Below are 23,644 nucleotides of genomic sequence, written 5' to 3'. Positions count from 1 at the left end.
TGCTGGTAAGGGGGGGGGAGTAAAGTTTGGAATTCTTATTTTAACTCACTATAAATCCACTATATGTTTTCATGCGTTTAAGGTAATGATTGGGAATGCATAAAAAAATCAGCCGGTTATAAGTTACCGACTGATTTTTTAATTAGATTTTGGTCGGAGTGAAAGGATTCGAACCTTCGACCCCTTGCACCCCATGCAAGTGCGCTACCAGACTGCGCCACACTCCGACTCAAGAGACGAAAATTATATTCAAAGCTACGTTATCTGGCAAGCGTTTTTTCAATGTCTGTTAACATATTTTGCAAACCGTTACGGATTTCTTCCGCATCGGCTGCGGGGTTACCTGCATTATCTAAGGCATTATGATTAAACTCATCAATAAAAGGCGCAAATGTTCCTTTTACTTGGCGCAGTTTTACTACGTCGCGACGGGTATAAAACTCTCCACCATAACCGATTACGGTGCCGTTGGCATTTTGCCATTCTGCGAATTGAGCAGGACTGATTTGCACCAGTTCACATACTTCATTCAAAGTGAAATAGCGTTTTGCCGGTAGCGGCGGTAATGAATTAACGTTGTTTGTCATAGTAATGTTCTACCATGCCTTTTAATTTTTGGCTGGCGTGGAAAGTGACCACACGACGGGCGGAAATCGGCACTTCTTCGCCGGTTTTCGGATTACGGCCAGGGCGTTGCGGTTTGTCGCGCAATTGGAAATTGCCGAAACCTGAGATTTTAATTTCTTCCCCTCGCTCCAAAGTAGTGCGGATTTCTTCAAAAAAGAGCTCGACAATTTCTTTAGCGTCGTTCTTGCTGACGTTGCTCACTTTATCGACCAAAATATCGGCCAATTCTGCTTTGGTTAAAGTCATTTTTAGATTACCTTAAAATTCTGATTGAGACGGAATTATCACTAATTCATGTTTAAAAATCAAGTGAATATCTGAAAATTATACACGCAGCTTGGCATTAACTGTAGCAGCTGCGGCCACCAGATGCGAGATGCTGGCTTCCAGTATTTCATCGGTCAGCGTGGCTTCCATATCCTGCAAAATCACTTTCACGGCCATACTTTTCATGCCTTCGGGTAAACCGGTACCGCGGTAGACGTCAAACACACTGATGCTTTGAATCAACTTATCTTTTACACCTTTGAGTGCGTCGATTAAAGCATCGTGCGATACATTCTCCGGCAACACAAACGCCAAATCACGGCGCACGGGCTGGAATTTGGACACGGGGCGGTAAACGGTTTTTTCTTTGCCGAGCACGGCGGCCATGTCGATTTCAAACACCAGCGCGGCTTGCGGCAGGTCGTATTTTTGCAGCCATTGCGGATGCAGCTCGCCGATAAAGCCGACGGTATGGCCGTCCATCACGATTTCGGCGGTACGGCCGGGGTGCAGCGCGGGATGTTCGGCCTTCACGAACGACACGTTTTTGCCGCCCAGCAGGTCTTCGACATCACCTTTCACATCGTAAAAATCGGCCGTGCGGGTTTTCTCGCCCCATTGTTCGGGATCGGCGGAGCCGTAAACCAAGCCGCCGATGCGCTCGTTTTGCACGAAACGACCGTCTGAATCTTTGCTGAACACGCGGGCGATTTCAAACACGCGCACGCGGTTTTGTTTGCGGTTGAGGTTGTTTTGCAGGATTTCCACCAAGCCGCCGATCAGGGTAGAGCGCATCACGCTGTATTGCGCCGCCAGCGGGTTTTGCAGGCGGATGGAATTTTCGTTGGCGGCGAAGTCGCGCTCCCATTGCTCGTCAACAAAGGCATAGCTCACCACTTCCTGATAGCCGCGCGCGGCCATTTGGTTGTAAACGGCGAAGCGGTTGCGGCGGGTTTCGGGCAACGCCAACATTTTCAGACGGCCTGAAGTGGCATCGTCGGGAATGTTTTCATAGCCGTAAACGCGGGCGATTTCTTCGATTAAATCGGCTTCGATTTCGATGTCGTAACGGAAGCTCGGCGAAATGGTTTGCAGGCCGTCTGAAACTTTTTTCGGTTGCAGGCCCAGCACAGCCAAAATGCTTTCGATGCGCGCTTCGTCCACCGCCACGCCCAACAGTTTTTCTACCCGCGCCGTGCGCACGGCTACGGTTTTGCGTTCGGGCAGCTTGCCCACGGCTTCTGTTATTTCGCCCGCAGTGCCGCCGCAAATCTGCAACACCAATTCGCTGGCGCGCTCGATGGCGTCGCGCTGCAATTCAAAGTCCACGCCGCGCTCGAAGCGGAAAGACGAATCGGAGCCGAAGCCGTATTGGCGCGATTTGCCGGCGATGGTTGCCGGCGCGAACCAAGCCGCCTCCAGCACGATGTTTTTGGTGCCGTCTGAAACCGCGCTCGCGGCACCGCCCATGATGCCGGCCATGCTCAATGCGCCTTGTTCGTCGGCAATCACCAAAGTGTTTTCAGACAGGCATACGGTTTTTTCATTTAAACATTCCAGCGTTTCGCCTTCTGCGGCGCGGCGCACGATAATGTTGCCGGAAAGTTTGTCGGCATCAAACACGTGCATCGGCTGGCCAAGCTCCAGCATCACATAGTTGCCGATATCAACCAGCGCCGAAATGCTGCGGATGCCGCTGCGCGCCAAACGCTGTTTCAACCAATCGGGCGTGGGTGCTTCGGCGTTCACGTTTTCAATCACGCGGCTTAAAAAGCGGCCGCAATCGGCAGGCGCATCGATGCGCACCGGCTGGATTTTGCTGCTTTGCACGGCGGCCGTCTGAACCGCCGCCGGTGTGTGGGCGCATTGGGTCAAGGCCGCCACTTCGCGCGCCAAACCTTTGATGCTTAAGCAATCGGTGCGGTTGGGGGTGATTTTCAGGGTGAAAACGGTGTCGTCCAAATCCAGATAGTTGCGCAGATTTTGGCCGACGGGCGCATCGGCGGGCAGAATGTGCAGGCCGTCCACACCGTCGTCGGGTAGGCCCAATTCGTTGGTGGAACACAGCATGCCGTTGGAAACCTGCCCGCGCATTTTGGTAGGCTTGATTTTGAAATTGCCCGGCAACACCGCGCCCGGCAAGGCACACGGTACTTTGATGCCGGCGCGCACATTCGGTGCACCGCAAACGATTTGAATCAGCCCGCCGGTGCCGGCATCGACTTGGGTGATGTTCAGGCGGTCGGCATCGGGATGTTTTTCCACCGATTTCACTTCGGCCACCACCACGCCGCTAAACTCGGGCGCGGCTTTGTCGGCTTCTTCGACTTCAAGGCCAGACATGGTGAGCAGATGGGCGAATTCGTCGGCGGAAAGATGGGCATCGGCTTGGGTTTTCAGCCAGTTGTAGGAAAATTGCATGAGGTGTCTCTTGTGATAATAATATTCAAACCGGTTATTTCAAATTTCAGACGGCCTGTGCCGGAAAATAGTTATTTCAAAACAATATAATGGGATTCGACTATCCGGCGGAAGTCGGGGCTGGCCAGCTGCCAGTCAACAATATCCACTTTCCACGGCAAGTCGGATTCGGAAAAGGCTTCGGCCAAAGCGGCGTGTACGGATAAGGGTAAGGCCTTCTCCGTGGTGATTACCGCCAAATCCAAATCGGAATAAGGTTTGGCCGTACCTTTCACCCGCGAGCCGAACGCCCAAACCGCATATTGCGGAACATATTTTTGCAGAATCCGCATGATGATGTGCAAATGCTCGGGCGCAACGTCCAAACCTTTCATCGGCTTACTCCGCCAGTTTTTCTTGCAATGTATTTTGCAAAAATACCGCTTCGGCCAAAAATTTTTCTATGCCTTGCACCACTGTCAAGGCAATCGCCTCGTCGTAAGTGTGGCTGGTGCGGCTGCGCATATCGCGGTATTGCCTCCAGTCCGACCAATCGCCAAGCAGCAAACCTTGTTCGTTGGCGGTGCGGATCAGGTCTTGAAACGTCATCAAATCAATCTCGGCAGGATTGGCAGAAGCATATTCCAGATAACGTTTCAATGTTTTGTGGCTGATTTCGTAGGTAAACTCAAACCGCTGTATCAGGCCGTCGCGGATTTGGGTGTCGCTGATGTCTTGCAGGTAACGCTGCCAGCCTTCCTGCAAACGCATCACGGCGTTGCTTAAGGGTTGAATGTTCAGTTTATCCATCATTGTTTAACCTTGATAGGCAGGCCGTCTGAAACAGCTTTTATTCACATTTTTGTATTGATAAAGGCTAAATCAGCAAGCCTGCCGATACAATAAAAAATATGCCGTAAATGCAAATAAAGCAAACAATCAGAGCCAATTTTTCCCAACGCCTGCAATATGGTTGCAAACAGCAGGCCAACAAACCGAAAACTGCACCCAGCCCAACAAACCAAACCGCATATCGACTCCAGTTTAAAGCCGCTTCGATATCGCCGTTTCCTGTTTTCAAATCAGCCAGTTGCATGGCTTGATGGTTGCAATAGCCAAATAATGCAACACAAATCATCATCGCCGCAAACGGCCACCACCAAGCTTGCCTCATCAAGAGCTTATCGGAATTGTTTCAAAAAATTCAAATCGTTATCAAAAAACAGACGCAAGTCATTCACACCATAGCGCAGCATGGCGAAGCGATCCAGACCGATGCCGAAGGCGAAGCCGGTGTAGCGTTCAGGATCGATATTCACGTTGTTCAACACATTGGGGTGCACCATGCCGCAGCCGCCCACTTCCAGCCACCGCCCATTGTCGCCCATGATGTCGATTTCGGCGGAAGGTTCGGTAAACGGGAAAAACGAGGGGCGGAAGCGCACCTGCAAATCGTCGCGCTCGAAAAAGCGGCGGATAAAATCGGTGAACACGGCTTTCAAGTCGGCCATGGTGACGCCTTCTTCCACCCACAAGCCTTCGGCCTGGTGGAACATCGGCGAGTGGGTGGCGTCGGAATCGACGCGGTACACGCGGCCGGGGGCGATGATGCGGATGGGCGGGTTCTTCTTGTCCAGCATATAGCGGATCTGAATCGGCGAGGTGTGGGTGCGCAGCACATCGCCGTTTTCCACATAAAAGGTGTCCTGCATGGCGCGCGCGGGGTGGTTTTGCGGGATATTGAGCGCTTGGAAGTTGTGGAAATCGTCTTCGATTTCGGGGCCGTCGGCCACGTCGAAACCCATGCCGTGAAAGAGTTCGACCACGCGTTGCAGGGTCAGGGTAACCGGGTGCAGGCCGCCGCTTTGCTGACCGCGGCCGGGCAGAGTAACGTCGAGTGCCTCGGCGGCCAGCTGCGCTTGCAGTTTGGCGGCGTTAAGCGCATCGCGTTTTTCGTTATAGGCCGTCTGAAAACGGTTTTTGCATTCGTTGATGTGCGCGCCAACGGTTTTCTTTTCTTCGGGCGGCAGGCTGCCGAGCTGTTTCAGCAGGGCGTTCAATTCGCCGGTTTTGCCCATGTATTGAGCTTTAATGAGTTCTAACGTGTTAAAGTCGGCGGCAGATTCTACAGCGGCAATGCCGGCGGCGGCAATTTGATCTACGTTTTGCATGAATTATTTCAAGGTTATGAGAGTGGATTAAAGAGACGGGCAGCGAGGCAGCGCTTGGTTCTGATTGTGAGCAGAAAAAGGAAGAACCTAAACCGGAGTTAAATCATCATGCCTGTCTGAAAAAACTGCTTATTGTATCGTAAATAGGCTTTTAAAAACAGAGCTGTGCTGCTTTTTTTGAATGCCTGTCTGAAAATAAAAAAGGAAACCTGAGGTTTCCTTTTGAATATTCCGTGTTCGGATTAAGCCAGTGCGGCTTTTGCTTTCTCAACCAGTTGGGCGAAAGCGGCTTTATCGAATACAGCCAGATCGGCCAATACTTTGCGGTCGATCTCAATTGCGGCGCGTTTCAGGCCGTTCATGAATTTGCTGTAAGACAAGCCGTGTTGGCGGGCACCTGCGTTAATACGCACGATCCATAATTGGCGGAACTGGCGTTTGCGTTGGCGACGGTCACGATAAGCATATTGACCGGCTTTCATCACCGCCTGTTTGGCAACACGATAGACGTTTTTGCGACGACCACGGTAGCCTTTGGCTAACGCTAATACTTTTTTGTGACGGGCACGTGCGGTTACACCGCGTTTTACGCGTGGCATATTTTATACTCCTTAAGCGTAGGGTAACATTTTGGCAACAGAAGCCAAATCGCGATCATTGACCATTGAGGTGCCGCGCAGTTGGCGTTTGTTTTTAGTGGTTTTCTTGGTCAGGATGTGACGTTTGAACGCATGGGCGCGTTTCACACCACCGTTACCCAGTACTTTGAAGCGTTTTTTCGCGCTCGACTTGGTTTTCATTTTTGGCATGGGAGAACTCCATATTTATTAGATAAGGTATAAGGGGATTTTGCTGTTCAAAATACTTGAAACCCGAATACCACGGTTTTTGCCGTAATACATTAATTTAGCCCGTACGGCGAACGGGCTAAACGAGAAATTATACTCTTATTTTTTCTTCGGCGCAATCATCATAACCATCTGGCGACCTTCCATTTTAGGGAAAGATTCTACGGTGCCTACTTCGAGCAGGTCTTCTTTCACGCGCTCCAAGAGTTGGGCGCCTAATTGTTGGTGCGCCATTTCACGACCGCGAAAACGCAAGGTTACTTTTACTTTGTCGCCGTCGGCCAGGAAGCGGTTGATATTGCGCATCTTGATTTGGTAGTCGCCTTCATCGGTACCGGGGCGGAATTTGATTTCCTTGATTTGTACCTGTTTTTGCTTTTTCTTGGCTTCGTCGCGCTTTTTCGACTGCTCATACTTATATTTGCCAAAGTCCATCAGTTTGCAGACGGGCGGTTTGGCAGTGGGGGAGATTTCTACCAAATCTACGTCTTGTTCTTCGGCCAAAGCCAAGGCTTCTTTGATCGATACCACACCGAGTTGCTCGCCGGTGTTACTGATTAAACGCACTTCTTTAACGGTGATTTCACCGTTGATTCGTGCTTCGCGTTCTTGTGCGATGATGTTACTCCTTAGTATTTTAAAGGGAAGTTATTCGGCAGTAATGGATAGGGCAATTTCCTGTTTCAGGTGGGCGATGAAATCTTCTACGCCCATTGCGCCCAAATCTTCAGCCTTGCGGCGCACTGCTACTTGATTGTTTTCTTTTTCGTTTTCACCTACTACGATTTGGTAGGGATAACGATATTGGCTATTGTCTCGGATTTTGTAGCCAATTTTTTCATTGCGCAGGTCTAATTCTACCCGGAAACCTTCGTCGCGTAATCTTTCGACGACGTTGTAGCAATAATCCGCCTGCTTTTCGGTAATATTCATGACAACCATTTGTACCGGAGCCAGCCACAAAGGAAAGGAGCCTGCGTGGTTTTCAATCAGGATACCGATAAAGCGCTCTAATGAGCCGAGAATGGCGCGGTGCAGCATTACCGGGCGGGCGCGGTCATTGTTTTCGGTAACGTATTCGGCATCGAGGCGTTCAGGCAATACAAAGTCCAGTTGTAGGGTGCCGCATTGCCAAGAGCGACCGATGGCATCTTTAATATGATATTCGATTTTGGGGCCGTAGAAAGCACCTTCACCCGGCAATTCTTCCCAGCTGACTCCGCAGGCGGTAAGGGCTTGGCGTAGGCCGTTTTCGGCTTTATCCCAAATTTCGTCACTGCCGGCGCGTTTTTCGGGACGAAGCGATAACTTCACTGATACGTCGTTAAAACCGAATTGGCGGTAGATTCGCATCAGCAATTCGTTGAAAGCGCGTGACTCATCGACGATCTGGTCTTCGGTACAGAAAATATGGGCATCGTCTTGTACAAAACCGCGTACGCGCATGAGGCCGTGCAGTGCGCCGGAAGGTTCGTTTCGGTGGCAAGAACCGAATTCAGCCAAGCGCATCGGCAAGTCTCGATAGGAACGCAAGCCGTGGTTGAAGATTTGTACGTGGCCGGGACAATTCATCGGTTTGACAGCGTATTCGCGTTTTTCCGACGAAGTGAGGAACATATTGTCCTGATAGTTTTGCCAGTGACCGGATTTTTCCCAGAAAGTTTTATCCATAATCTGGGGGGTTTTCACTTCTTTATAGCCGGCAGCGTTCAATTCACGGCGCATGTGTTGTTCGATGGTTTGCCACAGAGCCCAACCGCGTGGATGCCAGAAAACCATACCGGGTGCTTCTTCTTGCAAGTGGAATAAATCCAGTTGTTTGCCCAAACGGCGGTGATCACGTTTTTCGGCTTCTTCCAGACGGGTGAGGTATGCTTTTAAGTCATCTTTATTAGCCCATGCGGTACCGTAAATGCGTTGCAGCATTTCGTTGTTGCTGTCGCCGCGCCAGTAGGCGCCGGCTACTTTCATCAGCTTGAAGATTTTTAGTTTGCCGGTAGAAGGGACGTGTGGACCGCGGCAAAGATCGGTAAACTTGCCTTCGCGGTAGAGTGACAATACTTCACCTTGCGGGATACTTTCGATGATTTCGGCTTTGTAGTCTTCACCTATGCTTTTGAAATAAGCAATGGCTTCATCGCGAGGCAATTCGTAACGCTCGACCGGAATATCTTGCTTGACCAGTTCTTCCATTTTCTTTTCAATGGCGGCCAAATCTTCGGGGGTAAACGGGCGCTTATAGGCAAAGTCGTAATAGAAGCCGTCTTCGATGGTGGGGCCGATGGTGACTTGTGCATCGGGAAATAATTCCTGTACCGCGTAAGCCATCAGGTGGGCGGTGGAGTGACGGATGATATCAAGACCTTCTTCATCTTTGGAGGTGATGATGGCCAGATTGGCGTCTTGTTCGATGCGATAAGCGGTGTCGACCAATTTGCCATTTACTTTACCGGCCAGTGCAGCTTTGGCTAGGCCAGTGCCGATTGAAGCAGCTACATCGGAAACCGATACAGGGGCTTCAAATTGGCGGACTGATCCGTCGGGTAAAGTAATATTCAACATAAATGCTCCAAAAAGGCCAAAATATAGACCGCCCGATTAAGGGGCGGTTAAGTAAAAACTGGTAGGCACGATCGGATTCGAACCAACGACCCCCACCATGTCAAGGTGGTGCTCTAACCAACTGAGCTACGTGCCTGTAATCAGCGATCTATTGTACGCCATGCCTGTCTGAAAATGCAATATGTCTGCCCGGATAATAGGCTGCTTGTTGCAAAAATTCGGCTATAATCACGGATTCTGATTTGATTGCTGTATTGATGATTATGTTGAAATTTACTTTGCTCAAAAAAGACGGCTATGCCCGCCGCGGCACTTTGGAACTCAACCACGGGAAAATCGAAACGCCGGTGTTTATGCCGGTAGGAACTTACGGTTCGGTGAAGGCGATGACGCCGCAGAATCTGCACGATATTCATGCGCAGATTATTTTGGGCAATACTTATCATTTGTGGCTGCGGCCTGGCTTGGAGGTGATTGAGCAGTTCGGCGGCCTGCACCAGTTTATCGGTTGGGACAAACCGATACTTACTGATTCCGGCGGTTTTCAGGTGTTTTCACTATCGGATATGCGCCAGCTTACCGAAGAAGGCTGTACTTTTAAGAGCCCGATTAATGGTGACAAACTGTTTTTGTCGCCGGAAATCTCGATGAAAATTCAAACGGTGCTGAATTCGGATATTGTGATGCAGCTTGACGAATGTACGCCGGGCGAGGCCAGTCATGAACAAGCACGCCAGTCTTTGCAAATGTCGTTGCGCTGGGCGGAACGCTCGAAAAAGGCATTTGAGGATTTGAACAATCCGAATGCTCTGTTTGGCATTGTACAAGGTGCGATGTATGAAGACTTGCGCGAAGAATCGCTAAAGGGCTTGGAGCAGTTTGATTTTCCGGGGTTGGCCATCGGCGGATTATCGGTAGGCGAACCTAAGCCTGAAATGTACCGTATGTTGCGCGCGGTGGGGCCGATGCTGCCGGAGTACAAACCGCATTATCTGATGGGGGTGGGTACGCCGGAAGATTTGGTATATGGCGTAGCACATGGAGTGGATATGTTCGATTGCGTGATGCCGACCCGCAATGCACGCAACGGCTGGCTGTTTACCCGTTTTGGAGACATCAAAATCAAAAATGCCAAACACAAACTCGACACGCGCCCGTTGGACGAAAGTTGTACATGTTATACCTGCCAAAATTTCAGCCGCGCTTATCTTTATCATTTGCACAAAGCCGGCGAAATCCTAGGGGCGCAGTTAAATACCATCCATAATCTGCATTTTTACCAAGTGATAATGGCGGAAATAAGTGATGCCATAGAGCAGGGTAAGTTTGCCGACTGGCAGGCACAATTTCATGCCAACAGGGCGCGCGGTACGGATTAATAACAGGTTGGTCTTTGAAGGGCTTGCCGATGACTAAAACATTAAGCTGTTTATTGCGCGGTACGATAGGCTTGGCGATGGTGCTTATCTGCTATGTGGCGGCGGTGTTTTTGTTACCTTATCTCAAAACCGGCGGCACTCAGGCGTATGGCAAGCAGGAAGTTACGCTTGATTTGCGCTCCAATGGTGTGCATACGGATATTGTAGTACCTACCCAAAACGCTGAGTACGATTGGTTGGCTGTCTTCCCTGGCAGACATACCCGTAACGGTCAAACGGAACGATGGTTGGCAATTGGCTGGGGTGATAAAAATTTCTATTTGAACACGCCGACTTGGGCGGATTTAACGGTGAAAACAGCAATAAAAGCAGCATTCGGTCTCAGCAGCTCTGCCGTTCATGTTACTTATTATGCTGATATGAAAGATTGTAATCGTTGCGCAGAATTAGCGGTAAGCCGCGAACAATATCGCTCGCTTATCCGTTATATTCGTGCTTCCTTGCAATGGAGCAAGGGGCACACGGTCTGGATTCCGACAGATAGTGTATACGGCCAAAACGATGCGTTTTACGAAGCAGTGGGCCATTATCACTTGTTGAATACATGTAATACTTGGGCGAATAGAGCATTGAAAGTTATGGACGCAGATGCGGCGGTTTGGACGGTAAGCGAACAGGGTATTTTCCTGCATTATTCATTGATGCAACCTGCTATGCGGTAGATATAGCAGATTAACTTAACTTTCGCTACGGCGTTGCTGCGCCTTGCCGCACTACTTGTACTGTCTGCGGCTTGCTGCCTTGTATCGAAAATTAATTAAATCTGCTAAAAGTGAGAGGGATATGAAAATGCCTGTCTGAAAAACTAAAAGCTTTTTTCAGACAGGCATTTTCTGGATTGATCAACGTACACAGTTGGATAGCCAAACAACTTGTTGGCGCGGAGTTAAAACATGAAATAAACGGTATTGCACCGATAAATCCAATACGGCTAAATCAACTGCAGGGTCGTAGATTTCTTGCACATAACGCCGAGCGTTATTGTCGTTGAATGAAGAAGAAGTCAAAATTTCAACAACCCTTTGGCGCCTGATTTGGTTTACTTTTTGACGGGAAGAGTGGGCACGTTCGTAAGCTTGGCGGTGTTCCATACGAATACGCTTCCATTGTTGTTTCTGCTGCTCGCTCAGTGCCAAAATGCGGAAATCACAATTGGGCTGTACGCCCAAGGGCTGCGTCGTCGTGGCAGCCAAAGTCGGCACAGACCAACAGCTGATGCACATCAATATCAGGCTTTTGAATAAATGCTGGGGTTTTAAATTCATTTCTGCAAATATTTAAACTTAGTTTATACAAGTAAGACGGAACTAGTTTTTTGTTTGCCGAATATAACGGAATTGACAGTGAATGGTCGTTTTTTCGGGGTAAACTTGGGTAAAACATTCCGAAAAGTGTTTAATTTTTAAGCATTTGGTTTGATTCATCCATTATTTTCTCCAGCTTTAGCGGCTAATAAACCTTTTTTCAATCGCCTGAACAAAGTAATACGGGGGTGTGAGATTTAGGCAAATCCATTTTATATAGCAAAACAGATTTCCATGGTTCGACTTGGTTTTTCCACTATAATAATAATCTATTTTCTCCCTGAGGCAGAGTGTCATGGTTTTTCGTATCGCCCCCAGTATCCTTTCGGCGGATTTTGCTCGTTTAGGCGAAGAAGTCAGTTCTGTAATTCAAGCAGGAGCCGATTTAATCCATTTTGACGTGATGGACAATCATTATGTGCCCAACCTGACTTTCGGGCCGATGATTTGCGCGGCTGTGAAACCTTATGCCACGGTGCCGATGGATGTGCATCTGATGGTTGAGCCGGTTGATGATTTGATTCAGTCTTTTGCAAAATCAGGTGCAGACATTATCACGTTTCATCCCGAGGCCAGCCGCCATATTGATCGTAGTTTGGCTTTGATTAAAGATTCTGGATGTCAGGCCGGTTTGGTGCTAAACCCTGCCACGCCGGTTCAGCTGTTGGAAAACGTATTGGATCGCTTGGATATGGTGTTGCTGATGTCGGTTAACCCGGGTTTTGGCGGGCAGACCTTCATTCCGCATACATTGCAAAAACTGCGCCAGACCCGTGTTTTGCTTGATCGCTATCAACAGCAAAGCGGGCGCAGGATTGCTCTGGAAGTGGATGGCGGAATCAAAATCGACAACATTGCGGCGGTAGCGGCAGCCGGAGCGGATACTTTTGTGGCCGGATCCGCTATTTTCGGACAACCGGATTACAAGGCGGTAATTGATCAGATGCGCAGCGAATTGGCTAAAAGTGCTGGCGCTACGCCATAAAAATAAAACTGTCCGATGCCAGACAGTTCTCCTTATCCTTATATGCATGACAATATCGACCGCATAAATGAAATTAATTTGGTTTTTTAGATAATTTTCTTTACCATTCGTTACGTTTGCGGATTATTCCGCCTTTATTCAGGAAATTTTCATACTATGTTGAAAAAAATCACCCTTGCTGCGGCTGCCGCTTTAGTGCTGGCTGCTTGCGGCCAACAAGCCGAACAAAAAGCGCAGACTGCTTCGGGCGCCGCTTCCGGCAGTGCGCCCGCACAAGCGGTTAGCGGTTCGCTTTTGGAGCGGATTAATAACAAAGGCACCATTACTGTTGGCACGGAAGGCACTTACGCACCGTTTACCTACCATGATGGCGCCGGCAAGCTGACCGGTTATGATGTGGAAGTTACCCGTGCTGTCGCGCAAAAATTGGGGGTACAAGTCGAGTTTAAAGAAACCCAATGGGACGCCATGTTATCCGGCCTCAAATCAGGTCGTTTCGACTTGGTGGCCAACCAAGTGAGCCTGACCACGCCCGAGCGCCGCGCCACATTTGATAAATCGGCCGATTACAGCTATTCCGGCCCGATGATGTTGGTACGTCAAGATGAAAGCGGCATCAAAACGCTGGCCGACATCAAAGGCCGTAAAGCAGCGCAAACCCTGAGCAGCAACTACGGAGAAATGGCGACTAAAGCGGGCGCGGAGATTGTACCGGTTGACGGTATGGCCCAGGCCTTGACGCTGGTACAGCAAAAACGAGCCGAACTGACGCTGAATGATTCGCTGGCATTTTTAGACTACCTGAAGAAAAATCCGAATTCAGGCCTGAAAACCGCTTGGCAGGCAGGAGCCGAAGAAAAATTGGGCTCAGGTTTCATTGTTAATAAAGGCAATGACGAAGCATTGGCCAAAATCAGCACCGCCGTCGAAGAGTTGCGCAAAGACGGTACGCTGAAAAAGCTGGGCGAAGAATTTTTCGGTACCGACGTAAGTGTTAAATAATCTGCTGGCCTCGTTGCCATTTATGAGCGAAGCGCGCGCTGATCTGGTGATCAGCGCGTTTTGGCCGATGGTGAAGGCCGGTTTTCTGGTATCGGTACCACTGGCGGTGGCATCATTTATCTGCGGCATGGTGATTGCCGTATTGGTGGCACTGCTGCGGGTGACACCGGTCGGCGGCTGGCTGCACCGTATCGCGCTGCGTATCTCGAAAATTTATATTTCGGTGATTCGCGGCACGCCGATGCTGGTTCAGATTTCAATTGTGTTTTACGGCTTGCCGGCAGTCGGTATTTTCATAGACCCGATTCCGGCGGCGATTATCGGTTTCTCGCTCAATATCGGCGCTTACGCTTCGGAAACCATCCGCGCAGCCATTCTTTCGGTACCCAAAGGCCAGTGGGAGGCCGGTTATTCTATTGGCATGACCTATCTGCAAACCTTTCGTCGGATCATCGCACCGCAGGCATTCCGTGTATCGGTACCGCCGTTGAGCAACACCTTTATCGGTTTGTTTAAAGACACTTCGCTCGCTTCGGTGGTAACGGTAACCGAGCTTTTCCGTGTCGCGCAGCAAGTGGCCAACAGCGCTTATGATTTCCTACCGGTTTATATTTTGGCCGGATTGGTTTATTGGTGTTTCTGCTGGGTGCTGTTTTTCCTGCAGGCTCGGATCGAGCAACGCCTCGACCGTTATGTGGCCAAATAATGGAGAAGCGCAATGATTAAAATCCGGGATATCCGCAAAACTTTCGGCAACAATGCCATTTTGCGCGGCATCGATTTGGATGTGGAAAAAGGACAGGTAGTGGTAATTTTAGGGCCTTCCGGCTCGGGAAAAACCACTTTCCTGCGTTGCTTGAACGCATTGGAAATGCCGGAAGCCGGCGTTATCCGGTTTGATGGTGCATCGCCGTTAACCGTTGATTTCGCCAAGCATCCGGATAAAAAAACGATTTTAGCCTTGCGCCGTAAATCGGGTATGGTTTTCCAGCAGTACAATCTGTTTCCGCACAAAACGGCCTTGGAAAATGTCATGGAAGGCTTGTTGGTGGTACAGCAGAAAAAACCGCAGCAGGCCAAAGAAGCGGCGCTGGCCTTGTTAAACAAAGTAGGATTATCGGATAAGGCCGATCTCTATCCCCACCAGCTTTCCGGCGGGCAGCAACAACGGGTAGGCATTGCCCGAGCATTGGCGCTGGCCCCTGATCTGATGCTGTTCGACGAGCCGACTTCCGCACTGGATCCGGAATTGGTTCAGGAAGTGCTCAACATCATGAAGGAGTTGGCCGCCGACGGTTGGACGATGGTAGTAGTAACCCATGAAATCAAATTCGCGATGGAAGTCGCCGATAAAGTGGTGGTGATGGACGGTGGCGTAATTGTGGAGCAAGGCCTGCCGGAGCAATTGTTCCGCCAGCCGCAGCATGAACGTACCCGAAGCTTCCTGCAACAGATACGTTCCGTTTGAAAATTACCGGCTCTTCCGTTATCCCGAATAGGATAATAAACTGTTCAGTTGATTAGCGAAGATTGCATGGAAACAGTCTCCGGCAGTATCATGCCTGTCTGAAAAAGTTTTCAGACAGGCATTTCAATGAATATAAAAAGAATGAGCCTCATACTCGGGCTTGCACCGGGTATCTTGGTTTACGATAAGATTAAGAGGCTCGGATCCAGCCCGATAAACCAACATTCACACCGGCGGCATCACGTAGCCGCGAAATAACCATGCCATCACAACCAAACGGATACCGATCATGCAGACCTGGAGCCAAGCCATCGGCGACGAAAAACAGCAAGCTTATTTCCAACAAATTCTGGCGCGCGTAAAGGCAGAACGGCAGGAAGGGCAGACCATTTACCCGCCGGCTGCCGATGTATTCAACGCCTTCAAAGCCACCGAATTTGGTGCGGTAAAAGTCGTGATTCTGGGGCAGGATCCTTATCACGGCGCGGGTCAGGCACACGGCTTGGCTTTTTCAGTTCGGCCCGGTATCCATATTCCGCCATCGCTGCAAAATATCTACAAAGAGCTGGCGGCCGACATCGAAGGTTTCGTCATACCGCAGCACGGTTGTTTGCAACCTTGGGCAGAGCAGGGCGTGTTGCTGCTGAACACCGTGTTGACGGTGCGCGCCGGTCAAGCTCATTCTCATGCAACGTTCGGCTGGGAACGGTTCACCGACTGTGTCATCCGCCAGCTGGCGCAAGAGCGCGAAGGCTTGGTATTCATTCTATGGGGTAGCCATGCCCAAAAAAAAGGTGCGTTTATCGACCGCAACCGTCATCTGGTATTATCTGCACCGCATCCGTCGCCTTTATCTGCACATCGCGGCTTTTTCGGCAGCAAGCCGTTTTCGCAAACCAATGCCTATTTGAAAGCACAAGGGCAAAGCGCAATCGATTGGCAGCTTTAGCCCGGTTTCCCAAAACACGCCAGCCGCAAAATCAGGTACAATAAATCCCCTCAAACAGGGCAGTACATTTACGCCGACACTTTAAATTTTTTCAGACAGGCATTATCTGCAAAAGAGAAACATGCCTGTCTGAAAAACATTGGAATCCTTCCCATGATGAATAAAGAACAATTCGCCGACAATCATTTTATCCGCAATATCATTGATGAAGATCTGGCCGGCGGCAAACACAGCTTCGTACATACCCGCTTCCCGCCGGAGCCCAACGGTTACCTGCACATCGGTCATGCCAAATCGATCTGTCTGAACTTCGGGTTGGCCTATATTTACGATGGCCAGTGCAATCTGCGTTTTGACGATACCAATCCGGAAAAAGAAAACGAAGAGTATGTGCGCGCGATTGAAGAAGACGTACGCTGGCTGGGTTTTCAGTGGGCGGGCCAGCCGCATTATGCCTCCGATTATTTCGACAAACTGTTCGAATATGCCGTCGGCCTGATTAAAGACGGCAAAGCCTATGTAGACGACCTTACCGCCGAAGAAATCCGCGAATACCGCGGCACACTCACCGAACCTGGCAAAAACAGCCCTTACCGCGAACGCAGCATCGAAGAGAACCTTGATCTTTTCATGCGCATGAAATCCGGGGAGTTCCCCGACGGCAGCAAAACCCTGCGCCTGAAAATCGATATGGCTTCCGGCAACATCAACCTTCGCGATCCGGTGATTTACCGCATCCGCCGTGTACACCACCACAACACCGGCGACAAGTGGTGTATCTATCCGATGTACGACTACACTCACGCCATTTCCGATGCCATCGAAGGCATCACCCATTCGTTGTGTACGCTGGAATTCGAAGCGCACCGTCCGCTATACGACTGGGTGCTCGACAACATTCCTGCGCCCAGCGCCGTGCGCCCCCGCCAATACGAGTTTTCACGGCTGGAGCTGCTGTATTCCATTACCTCCAAACGCAAGCTCAACCAATTGGTTACCGAAGGCCATGTTTCCGGTTGGGACGATCCGCGTATGCCCACCATTTCCGGCATGCGCCGCCGCGGCTATACCCCAGAAGGACTGCGCCTGTTCGCCAAACGGGTGGGCATCTCCAAGTCGGAAAACACCGTCGACATGAGCGTATTGGAAGGCGCAGTGCGCGAAGAGTTGGAAGAGAGCGCCCCGCGCATGATTGCGGTGCTCAACCCGCTCAAAGTCGAGTTGGTTAATTATGATGCCGCCGTCAGTCAGAACCGCAGCGCACCTTACCATCCCAACCATCCGGAAATGGGCGAGCGCGAACTGCCGCTGTCGAAAACCATTTACATCGAAGCCGACGATTTCAGCGAAGATCCGCCCAAAGGCTGGCAACGACTGGTGCCCGGCGGGGAAGTGCGCCTGCGTTACAGCTACGTGATCAAATGCGAAGAAGTCGTGAAAAACGCTGCTGGTCGAGTAGTGGCGCTCAAATGCAGTATCGACCACGAAACCTTGGGCAAAAAACCGGAAGGGCGCAAGGTTAAAGGCGTTATCCATTGGCTGTCGGCCGAACACGCCGTACCCGCCACCGTGCGGCTGTACGACCGCTTGTTTACCGAAGCGCGGCCCGATGCGGTGCGAGGCGAAGACGGCAACTACCTGCCGTTCACCGATTTCCTCAATCCCGATTCGATGACCGAAACCGGCGCATGGGTAGAGCCGTTGGCCAATTCGTTGCCGCCAGAGAGCCGTTACCAGTTCGAGCGCTTGGGTTACTTCGTTACCGACCGTTACGACCATACCCCCGATGCACCGGTATTTAACCGTACCGTCGGTTTGAAAGATACCTGGCAAAATAAAGAATAAGTACTTGTTCGGTTAACAATCTGAACAAGAATGCCTGTCTGAAACATGCTTTCAGACAGGCATTCTTGTTTTTTTAAGGGACTAGGGGCTGCCGACAATTAACGCAACGGCGGTATTTTTGGTCCAAATACCCCGTCTGCGGCGTTAGGTAGCGTAGCGGACTTGCGAAGCTAAAATGCTCGCAAGATGTTCAATCTTGCTGTGCTTTTTGCCTTGCATACGCGGTTTTTGCCTCAAAAAACCGCTTCGCCGGTTAATTGTCGACAGATCCCTAGGGTCTGTCGACAATTGACACTAGCAACTGTGTTATCGACTCGTCAGTCAGCAACATCAAACACGGGCAATCAAGCGGCTTGCAGCCCGTCTTGACTGAAGGTAGTCGCGTACACGCGCATTCAGTATCCTCAGTATAGTGGATTAACTTAACTTTCGCGAAGGCGTTGCTGCGCCTTAGCTCAAAGAGAACGATTTTGTAAGCCGCTAAAGCGGCAACAGAATCGGTTCCGTACGTAGTGTGTACTGTCTGCGGCTTGTTGCCTTCTTGTATCGAAGTAATTTAATCCGCCATAGTTTGTGCACAAACGCAGTAATGGCTACTGTGAACGGTTTTCCTTTGCCGATAAGCCGTTCGTAAAATATAGGGGATTTAAAATAAAACTCCGAGATTGGAGCGCGAACGTCCCCGTCCGCAAAATATCCAGAATCATACATAAAAAGCGGACGAAAACGTCCGCGCTATACCGGACATTTTATTTTAATTCACTATACTTTGATTTTCGGTTCAAACCGGCTGGCGATGAGGGAGTGTAGTCAGAAGGCTTGCGAACATCCATCCTGTCTGAAAATCTTGTTTCAGACAGGCATTTTCATTTGTTGCCAAGCCAGCTTGAGCGGCTGTTTTCCGCTATAATTAATCTTTTTATTATTCGCAAAAGATTTTTTCATGATGAAACACATCCACATTATCGGCATCGGCGGCACTTTTATGGGCGGCTTGGCTGCGGTTGCCAAGGAAGCAGGTTTTGAAGTTACCGGCTGCGATGCAAAAATGTATCCGCCGATGAGCACTCAGCTTGAAGCTTTGGGCATAGGCGTACACGAAGGTTTCGATGCGGAACAGCTGGATAAATTTGCGGCGGATGTTTATGTGATCGGCAACGTGGCCAAGCGGGGCATGGATGTGGTGGAAGCGATTTTAAACCGCGGCCTGCCGTATATCTCCGGCCCGCAATGGCTGGCGGAAAACGTGTTGCAGGGACGCTGGGTGCTCGGCGTGGCCGGTACGCACGGTAAAACTACCACCGCTTCTATGCTGGCATGGGTATTGGAATACGCCGGTTTGGCACCGGGTTTTCTAATCGGCGGCGTGCCGCAAAATTTCAGCGTATCCGCGCGTTTGCCGCAGGCACCGCGGCAGGATCCGGCAAGCCGGTCGCCGTTTTTCGTGATTGAGGCGGATGAATATGATACGGCGTTTTTCGACAAGCGCTCGAAATTTGTTCATTACCGTCCTCGTACCGTGATTCTGAACAATCTGGAATTTGACCACGCCGATATCTTCCCGGACTTGGCGGCCATACAAACGCAATTTCATCATCTGGTGCGTACCGTACCGGCGCAAGGGCTGATTGTCAGCAACGGCGGCGAAGAAAGTTTGCGCGAAACGCTGGATAAAGGCTGCTGGACGCCGGTTGAATTTTTCGGAGGGGTTGGCAACAGCGGTTGGCAGACTGCCGACGAGAGCGCCGACGGTTCGTTCGATGTTTTGTTAGGCGGCGAGAAAGTCGGCAGGGTTTCGTGGGAGATCATCGGTGAGCACAACCGCATGAATGCGTTGGCGGTGATTGCCGCCGCCCGCCATGCCGGTGTCGACGTTCAAACGGCTTGCGAAGCCTTGGGAGCGTTCAAAAGCGTGAAGCGCCGGATGGAAACCAAAGGTGTGGTAAACGGTATTACCGTGTACGATGATTTCGCCCATCATCCCACTGCTATTGCTACGACGGTAGCCGGTTTGCGCCGGAAAGTAGGCGCGGCGCGTATTCTGGCGGTGTTGGAGCCGCGTTCCAATACCATGAAGCTGGGTACCATGAAAGCGGCCTTGCCCAATAGTTTGAGTGAAGCGGATGCGGTATTTTGCTATGCCGGCGGGGTAGATTGGGATGTGGCCGAGGCTTTGGCGCCTTTGGGTGAGAAGTTGTATGTCAGCAAGGATTTTGATGCGTTTGTGGCGGAAATTACCGCTCAGGCGCAAAGCGGCGATCATATTTTGGTGATGAGCAACGGTGGTTTTGGCGGTATTCACGATAAGTTGCTGGATAAATTGAAATAAGATTGGCTAAGGATTACAACGAAATGCCTGTCTGAAACTTTTCAGACAGGCATTTTTTATAATGGATTTAACTTTTGATTAATTGATTGCCAAATCAGACGATTTCAAAACTGGTGTGATCCAGATTGGCGGGTACGCCGGCATTGAGTACGGTTGCCAGCTGAACTGCTTCTTGGCTGCCGGAGCCGTCGGCATCGTAATAAAGTTTACCGTCGGCGCTATCGTACAGCAGATGTTGATCGGCGGTTGTTGCCGTGCTGCCGACGGCAAATTCATCCGCTTCGACGCTGTCGCCTAGGGCGGCATAATTTTCGCTTACCAATTGGATACGGTCGAGGTTTTGAGTGAAATCGGTAATTATGTCTCGCGCATCTTCCTGATAAATATTGGCGAAGCGGAACAGATCGGCACCTTCGCCGCCGGTTACGGTGTTGGATTCGTCGAATCTGGTGGTTTCGACAAACTCACCCATATCAAATATGATTCTGGAGTAATAACCGCCTTCGGAATCCATGTGGATAAGATCGTTGCCGTTGCCGCCGATGATGGTATTCGCACCGTATTTTCCGGAGATGACGTCGTCGCCGTCGCCGCCGTTCATCACATCATTGCCGACATATTGGGCAGAACCGTCATCATGGCCGATATCTATGATGACCTCTTTATCGTCTTCGCCGTCGGAGAGTTCATCGTTGCCGGCATCGCCATATAAGCTATCGTTGTGTCTGCCGCCGATCAAGTTATCGTTATCCGGCCCGCCCGACAAATAGTCATGACCGGAACCGCCGTTCAGATAATCATTACCGGCGTCACCGTAAAGCTTGTCATTACCATCATAGTATATGTATACGGGGGTTTCCGGGGCGCTACCGTAGAGAATATCGTCACCGGCACCGCCGTAAAGCTCGTCGCTGCCCGGGTTGCCCATTAGGATATCATTGCCGCCTTGTCCATAGATCTTATCGTTACCGCCGCCTCCGTAAATGCTATCGTCGCCGGAACCGCCGATTAAGATGTCGTCGCCGTCTCCACCGTTAATCACATCGTTTCCGCTTGCTCCGTAAACATAATCGTTACCGGCATCACCGTTTAGCGTATCGTTACCGGCAGCAGCATAAATCGCATCGTTGTGATCACCGCCGGATACGGTGTCGTCACCACTGCCGGTGTGGATGAAGTCTTCGCCGTCACCGCCTTCCAAATAATCTTGTCCTGTGCCGGCATAAATAATATCGTTTCCGCCGCCGCCGTAGACTTTATTGTTTCCAATGTCGCTGACAATAATGTCATCACCAAGATGGCCGTTGATAACGTCATCGCCGGCAAAGCCGAAAATTTGATCGGCAAGATAAGTGCCGTTGATGATATCGTTGTTATAGGTACCGTTGATTCTGTTTAGTGCCATTTTAATCACTCCTTTTGGGTGGGTGGTAAATATAGCCGGGAAATCAGGCCGCTTGAACAATCAAATATTTTATTTATATATCATATAGAATAATGACTTTATTTCATAGCGAAAGTTTCAAAAAAGTTTTGGATTTAATGGTTTAGATATTATTGTTCTTACGGCATTATCGTGACGGTTTGCTTGCACGGAAAAGCAAGAATGCCTGTCTGAAAGTTTTCAGACAGGCATGGTTTGTGCTTTGGAATGAACGGTTGTCGAGGGTTAAACAATCTCGAAACTCGTGTGATCCAAATTGACGGGCACGCCGGTGTTGAGTACAGTTGCTAACTCAACCGCCGCTTGGCTGCCGGAGCCGTCGGCATCGTAATAGAGTTTACCTTCGGCACTGTTATATAGCAGATGCTGGTTGATGGTGGTTGCCGTGCTGCCGAAACCAAATTCATCTGCTTCGACGCTGTCGCCTAGGGCGGCATAATTTTCGCTTACCAATTGGATGCGGTCTAGGTTTTGGGTGAAATCGGTAATGATGTCTCGCGCATCTTCCTGATAAATATCGGCAAAGCGGAATAAGTCGGCACCTTCGCCGCCGGTTATGGTGTTGGATTCGTCGAATATGGTTTCGACAACTTCGTCCAGATCAAATATGATTTTGAAGTAATAACCGCCTTCGGAATCCATGTGGATCAGATCGTTGCCGTTGCCGCCGATGATGGTGTTGGCACCGTATTTTCCGGAGATGACGTCGTCGCCGTCGCCGCCGTTCATCATATCATTGCCGACATATTGGGCAGAACCGTCTTCATGGCCGATATCTATAATTACCTCTTTATCGTCTTCGCTGTCGGAGAGTTCATCGTTGCCGCTACCGCCGTATAAACTGTCCTTGCCTCTGCCGCCGATTAAAGTGTCGTTATCCGGCCCGCCAGACAAATAATCATCGCCGGAACCGCCGTTCAAGTAATCGTCACCGCTGCCGCCGTAGATTTTGTTATTACCGTCGAATAAGTATCCGGGGCGTGCCGGATTACCGCCGTAGAGAATATCATTACCGCCGCCGCCGTAAATCGAATCGTCATCGTCATCGCCGATGATGATGTCGTCGTTTTCGCCGCCGTATAGAAAGTCATTGCCGCTGCCGCCATGGATATGGTCATCACCGGTACTTGCGTAAACGGTGTCGTTGCCAACACCGCCGTAGAGAATATCGTTACCGCCGCCGCCGTAAATCGAATCGTCACCGTAATCGCCGATGATGGTGTCGTCGTTTTCGCGGCCGTATAGAAAGTCATTGCCGCTGCCGCCATGGATATGGTCATCACCGGTACCTGCGTAAACGGTGTCGTTGCCATCATCGGCAAAGAGAATGTCGTTACCGCTGTTGCCGACTAAGGTGTCGTCACCGGCATCGCCGTTAATCACATCATCTCCGCTGTCGCCGCGCAGATAATCGTTACCGGTACCGCCGTTCAAACTGTCATCGCCTTCACCTCCTTTCAAATGGTCCGCCCCTTGGTCGCCGTAGATTTTGTCGTCGCCTGCGTTGCCGTAGAGTTGATCATCTCCATCGCCACCATAGAGGAAATCATTATTGAGTTTACCGCTAATGGTGTCATTACCGGCATAGCCGAAAATCTGGTCGGCTAGATAAGTACCGTTGATAATATCGTTGTTATAAGTACCGTTGATTCTGTTTAGTGCCATTTTGATACACTCCTTACTGAGTGGTTGAGAAAATCAGGAAGCTAATTTAATTCATTTGGGATATTTTAACAGCACTTCTAGAGTAGAAACATTGTTTATAGTAATCGGTTTATAAAAATTCATAGGTTAATAAATTTAAAGATAAAATCACTTGGTAAACTTTGGGATTTAAATTCCTGCTTTTATTGTAACTGTATGAAAAACAATAAAATATATCTGTTAAAACAGTTGGGCTCTTAGGGGGTGCAGTCAGAATGCTTGTGAAGCGGTATTTTTAGGAAAAATCCGCTATAGCAGATTAACTTAACTTTCGCTACGGCGTTGCTGCGCCTTGCCGTA

General features: G+C 50.0%; 23 protein-coding genes and 2 tRNA genes. 9 read left to right on the top strand and 16 right to left on the bottom strand.

Going from position 1 to position 23,644, the window contains the following annotated elements; all coding sequences use genetic code 11:
- Positions 1–150 precede the first annotated feature (150 nt).
- From Q4C79_RS09680 to Q4C79_RS09620, 13 genes are all read right to left on the bottom strand, one after another.
- A tRNA-Pro gene (locus tag Q4C79_RS09680) sits at positions 151–227 on the bottom strand.
- 33 nt (positions 228–260) lie between these two features.
- Positions 261–587: a hypothetical protein gene (locus tag Q4C79_RS09675; protein WP_303090811.1), complete on the bottom strand. Its 327-nt coding sequence runs from the start codon at positions 585–587 to the stop codon at positions 261–263.
- Positions 571–873: an integration host factor subunit alpha gene (locus Q4C79_RS09670; RefSeq protein ID WP_303090810.1), complete on the bottom strand. Its 303-nt coding sequence runs from the start codon at positions 871–873 to the stop codon at positions 571–573. Before Q4C79_RS09670 ends, Q4C79_RS09675 begins: the two co-directional genes overlap by 17 nt.
- A 78-nt stretch (positions 874–951) precedes the next feature.
- On the bottom strand, positions 952–3,315 hold the full coding sequence (gene pheT, locus Q4C79_RS09665) for a phenylalanine--tRNA ligase subunit beta (protein WP_303090809.1): 2,364 nt from the start codon (positions 3,313–3,315) through the stop codon (positions 952–954).
- A gap of 71 nt (positions 3,316–3,386) precedes the next feature.
- A complete protein-coding gene (locus Q4C79_RS09660) occupies positions 3,387–3,689 on the bottom strand; it encodes a nucleotidyltransferase family protein (protein WP_303090808.1) in 303 nt (100 codons plus the stop codon).
- A 4-nt stretch (positions 3,690–3,693) separates the two neighbouring features.
- Entirely contained in the window at positions 3,694–4,107 is a 414-nt protein-coding gene (locus tag Q4C79_RS09655; RefSeq protein ID WP_303090807.1) for a nucleotidyltransferase substrate binding protein, read from the bottom strand.
- Positions 4,108–4,171: 64 nt separating this feature from the next.
- A complete protein-coding gene (locus Q4C79_RS09650; protein ID WP_303090806.1) occupies positions 4,172–4,390 on the bottom strand; it encodes a hypothetical protein in 219 nt (72 codons plus the stop codon).
- Positions 4,391–4,475: 85 nt separating this feature from the next.
- Positions 4,476–5,465: a phenylalanine--tRNA ligase subunit alpha gene (pheS, locus tag Q4C79_RS09645; RefSeq protein ID WP_303090805.1), complete on the bottom strand. Its 990-nt coding sequence runs from the start codon at positions 5,463–5,465 to the stop codon at positions 4,476–4,478.
- Between the two features lie 242 nt (positions 5,466–5,707).
- Positions 5,708–6,064 carry a 50S ribosomal protein L20 gene (gene rplT, locus Q4C79_RS09640; protein WP_303090804.1) on the bottom strand — a complete coding sequence of 119 codons (357 nt, stop codon included), beginning with the start codon at positions 6,062–6,064 and terminating at the stop codon, positions 5,708–5,710.
- A gap of 12 nt (positions 6,065–6,076) precedes the next feature.
- A complete protein-coding gene (gene rpmI / locus Q4C79_RS09635; RefSeq protein ID WP_002232040.1) occupies positions 6,077–6,274 on the bottom strand; it encodes a 50S ribosomal protein L35 in 198 nt (65 codons plus the stop codon).
- Between the two features lie 138 nt (positions 6,275–6,412).
- Positions 6,413–6,934: a translation initiation factor IF-3 gene (infC, locus tag Q4C79_RS09630; protein ID WP_312267062.1), complete on the bottom strand. Its 522-nt coding sequence runs from the start codon at positions 6,932–6,934 to the stop codon at positions 6,413–6,415.
- Between the two features lie 27 nt (positions 6,935–6,961).
- Positions 6,962–8,875 carry a threonine--tRNA ligase gene (gene thrS, locus Q4C79_RS09625; RefSeq protein ID WP_303090803.1) on the bottom strand — a complete coding sequence of 638 codons (1,914 nt, stop codon included), beginning with the start codon at positions 8,873–8,875 and terminating at the stop codon, positions 6,962–6,964.
- Between the two features lie 59 nt (positions 8,876–8,934).
- Positions 8,935–9,011, bottom strand: a tRNA-Val gene (locus tag Q4C79_RS09620).
- Positions 9,012–9,138: 127 nt separating this feature from the next.
- Here Q4C79_RS09620 and tgt point away from each other — a divergent pair.
- Positions 9,139–10,254 (top strand): tRNA guanosine(34) transglycosylase Tgt, encoded by a 1,116-nt coding sequence (gene tgt / locus Q4C79_RS09615; RefSeq protein ID WP_303090813.1) that lies wholly within the window; start codon positions 9,139–9,141, stop codon positions 10,252–10,254.
- A 29-nt stretch (positions 10,255–10,283) separates the two neighbouring features.
- Positions 10,284–10,976, top strand: a complete 693-nt coding sequence (locus Q4C79_RS09610) for a TIGR02117 family protein (RefSeq protein ID WP_303090802.1) — start codon at positions 10,284–10,286, stop codon at positions 10,974–10,976.
- A gap of 180 nt (positions 10,977–11,156) precedes the next feature.
- On the opposite strand, the gene Q4C79_RS09605 is transcribed toward Q4C79_RS09610, so the two are convergent.
- Complete coding sequence (locus Q4C79_RS09605; RefSeq protein ID WP_303090801.1) at positions 11,157–11,579, bottom strand: Spy/CpxP family protein refolding chaperone; 423 nt, start codon at positions 11,577–11,579, stop codon at positions 11,157–11,159.
- 334 nt (positions 11,580–11,913) lie between these two features.
- Here Q4C79_RS09605 and rpe point away from each other — a divergent pair, with 334 nt between their 5' ends.
- The 7 genes from rpe (at position 11,914) to mpl (ending at position 20,196) form a co-directional block, all read left to right on the top strand.
- Positions 11,914–12,603 carry a ribulose-phosphate 3-epimerase gene (gene rpe, locus Q4C79_RS09600; protein ID WP_303090800.1) on the top strand — a complete coding sequence of 230 codons (690 nt, stop codon included), beginning with the start codon at positions 11,914–11,916 and terminating at the stop codon, positions 12,601–12,603.
- 156 nt (positions 12,604–12,759) lie between these two features.
- On the top strand, positions 12,760–13,605 hold the full coding sequence (locus tag Q4C79_RS09595; protein ID WP_303090799.1) for an amino acid ABC transporter substrate-binding protein: 846 nt from the start codon (positions 12,760–12,762) through the stop codon (positions 13,603–13,605).
- Complete coding sequence (locus Q4C79_RS09590; protein WP_303090798.1) at positions 13,595–14,311, top strand: amino acid ABC transporter permease; 717 nt, start codon at positions 13,595–13,597, stop codon at positions 14,309–14,311. Before Q4C79_RS09595 ends, Q4C79_RS09590 begins: the two co-directional genes overlap by 11 nt.
- A gap of 12 nt (positions 14,312–14,323) precedes the next feature.
- Positions 14,324–15,073 carry an amino acid ABC transporter ATP-binding protein gene (locus Q4C79_RS09585; RefSeq protein ID WP_303090797.1) on the top strand — a complete coding sequence of 250 codons (750 nt, stop codon included), beginning with the start codon at positions 14,324–14,326 and terminating at the stop codon, positions 15,071–15,073.
- A 289-nt stretch (positions 15,074–15,362) separates the two neighbouring features.
- Positions 15,363–16,022, top strand: coding sequence for a uracil-DNA glycosylase (gene ung, locus Q4C79_RS09580; protein WP_303090796.1), 660 nt, complete (start codon positions 15,363–15,365; stop codon positions 16,020–16,022).
- A 153-nt stretch (positions 16,023–16,175) separates the two neighbouring features.
- Positions 16,176–17,867: a glutamine--tRNA ligase/YqeY domain fusion protein gene (locus Q4C79_RS09575; protein WP_303090795.1), complete on the top strand. Its 1,692-nt coding sequence runs from the start codon at positions 16,176–16,178 to the stop codon at positions 17,865–17,867.
- 946 nt (positions 17,868–18,813) lie between these two features.
- Positions 18,814–20,196: a UDP-N-acetylmuramate:L-alanyl-gamma-D-glutamyl-meso-diaminopimelate ligase gene (gene mpl / locus Q4C79_RS09570; RefSeq protein ID WP_303090812.1), complete on the top strand. Its 1,383-nt coding sequence runs from the start codon at positions 18,814–18,816 to the stop codon at positions 20,194–20,196.
- A 94-nt stretch (positions 20,197–20,290) separates the two neighbouring features.
- Here the strand turns inward: mpl and Q4C79_RS09565 are convergent, their stop codons facing one another.
- Together Q4C79_RS09565 and Q4C79_RS09560 are read right to left on the bottom strand one after the other, a co-directional pair.
- Positions 20,291–21,601: a calcium-binding protein gene (locus tag Q4C79_RS09565; protein WP_303090794.1), complete on the bottom strand. Its 1,311-nt coding sequence runs from the start codon at positions 21,599–21,601 to the stop codon at positions 20,291–20,293.
- Between the two features lie 264 nt (positions 21,602–21,865).
- Entirely contained in the window at positions 21,866–23,305 is a 1,440-nt protein-coding gene (locus Q4C79_RS09560) for a calcium-binding protein (RefSeq protein ID WP_303090793.1), read from the bottom strand.
- Between the last annotated feature and the right edge of the window lie 339 nt (positions 23,306–23,644).

The organism is Neisseria sp. (genome assembly GCF_030523955.1).
Classification (GTDB): domain Bacteria; phylum Pseudomonadota; class Gammaproteobacteria; order Burkholderiales; family Neisseriaceae; genus Neisseria.
The sequence above is the reverse complement of the archived record's forward strand: the minus strand, read 5'-3'. Positions and strand labels throughout refer to the sequence as shown.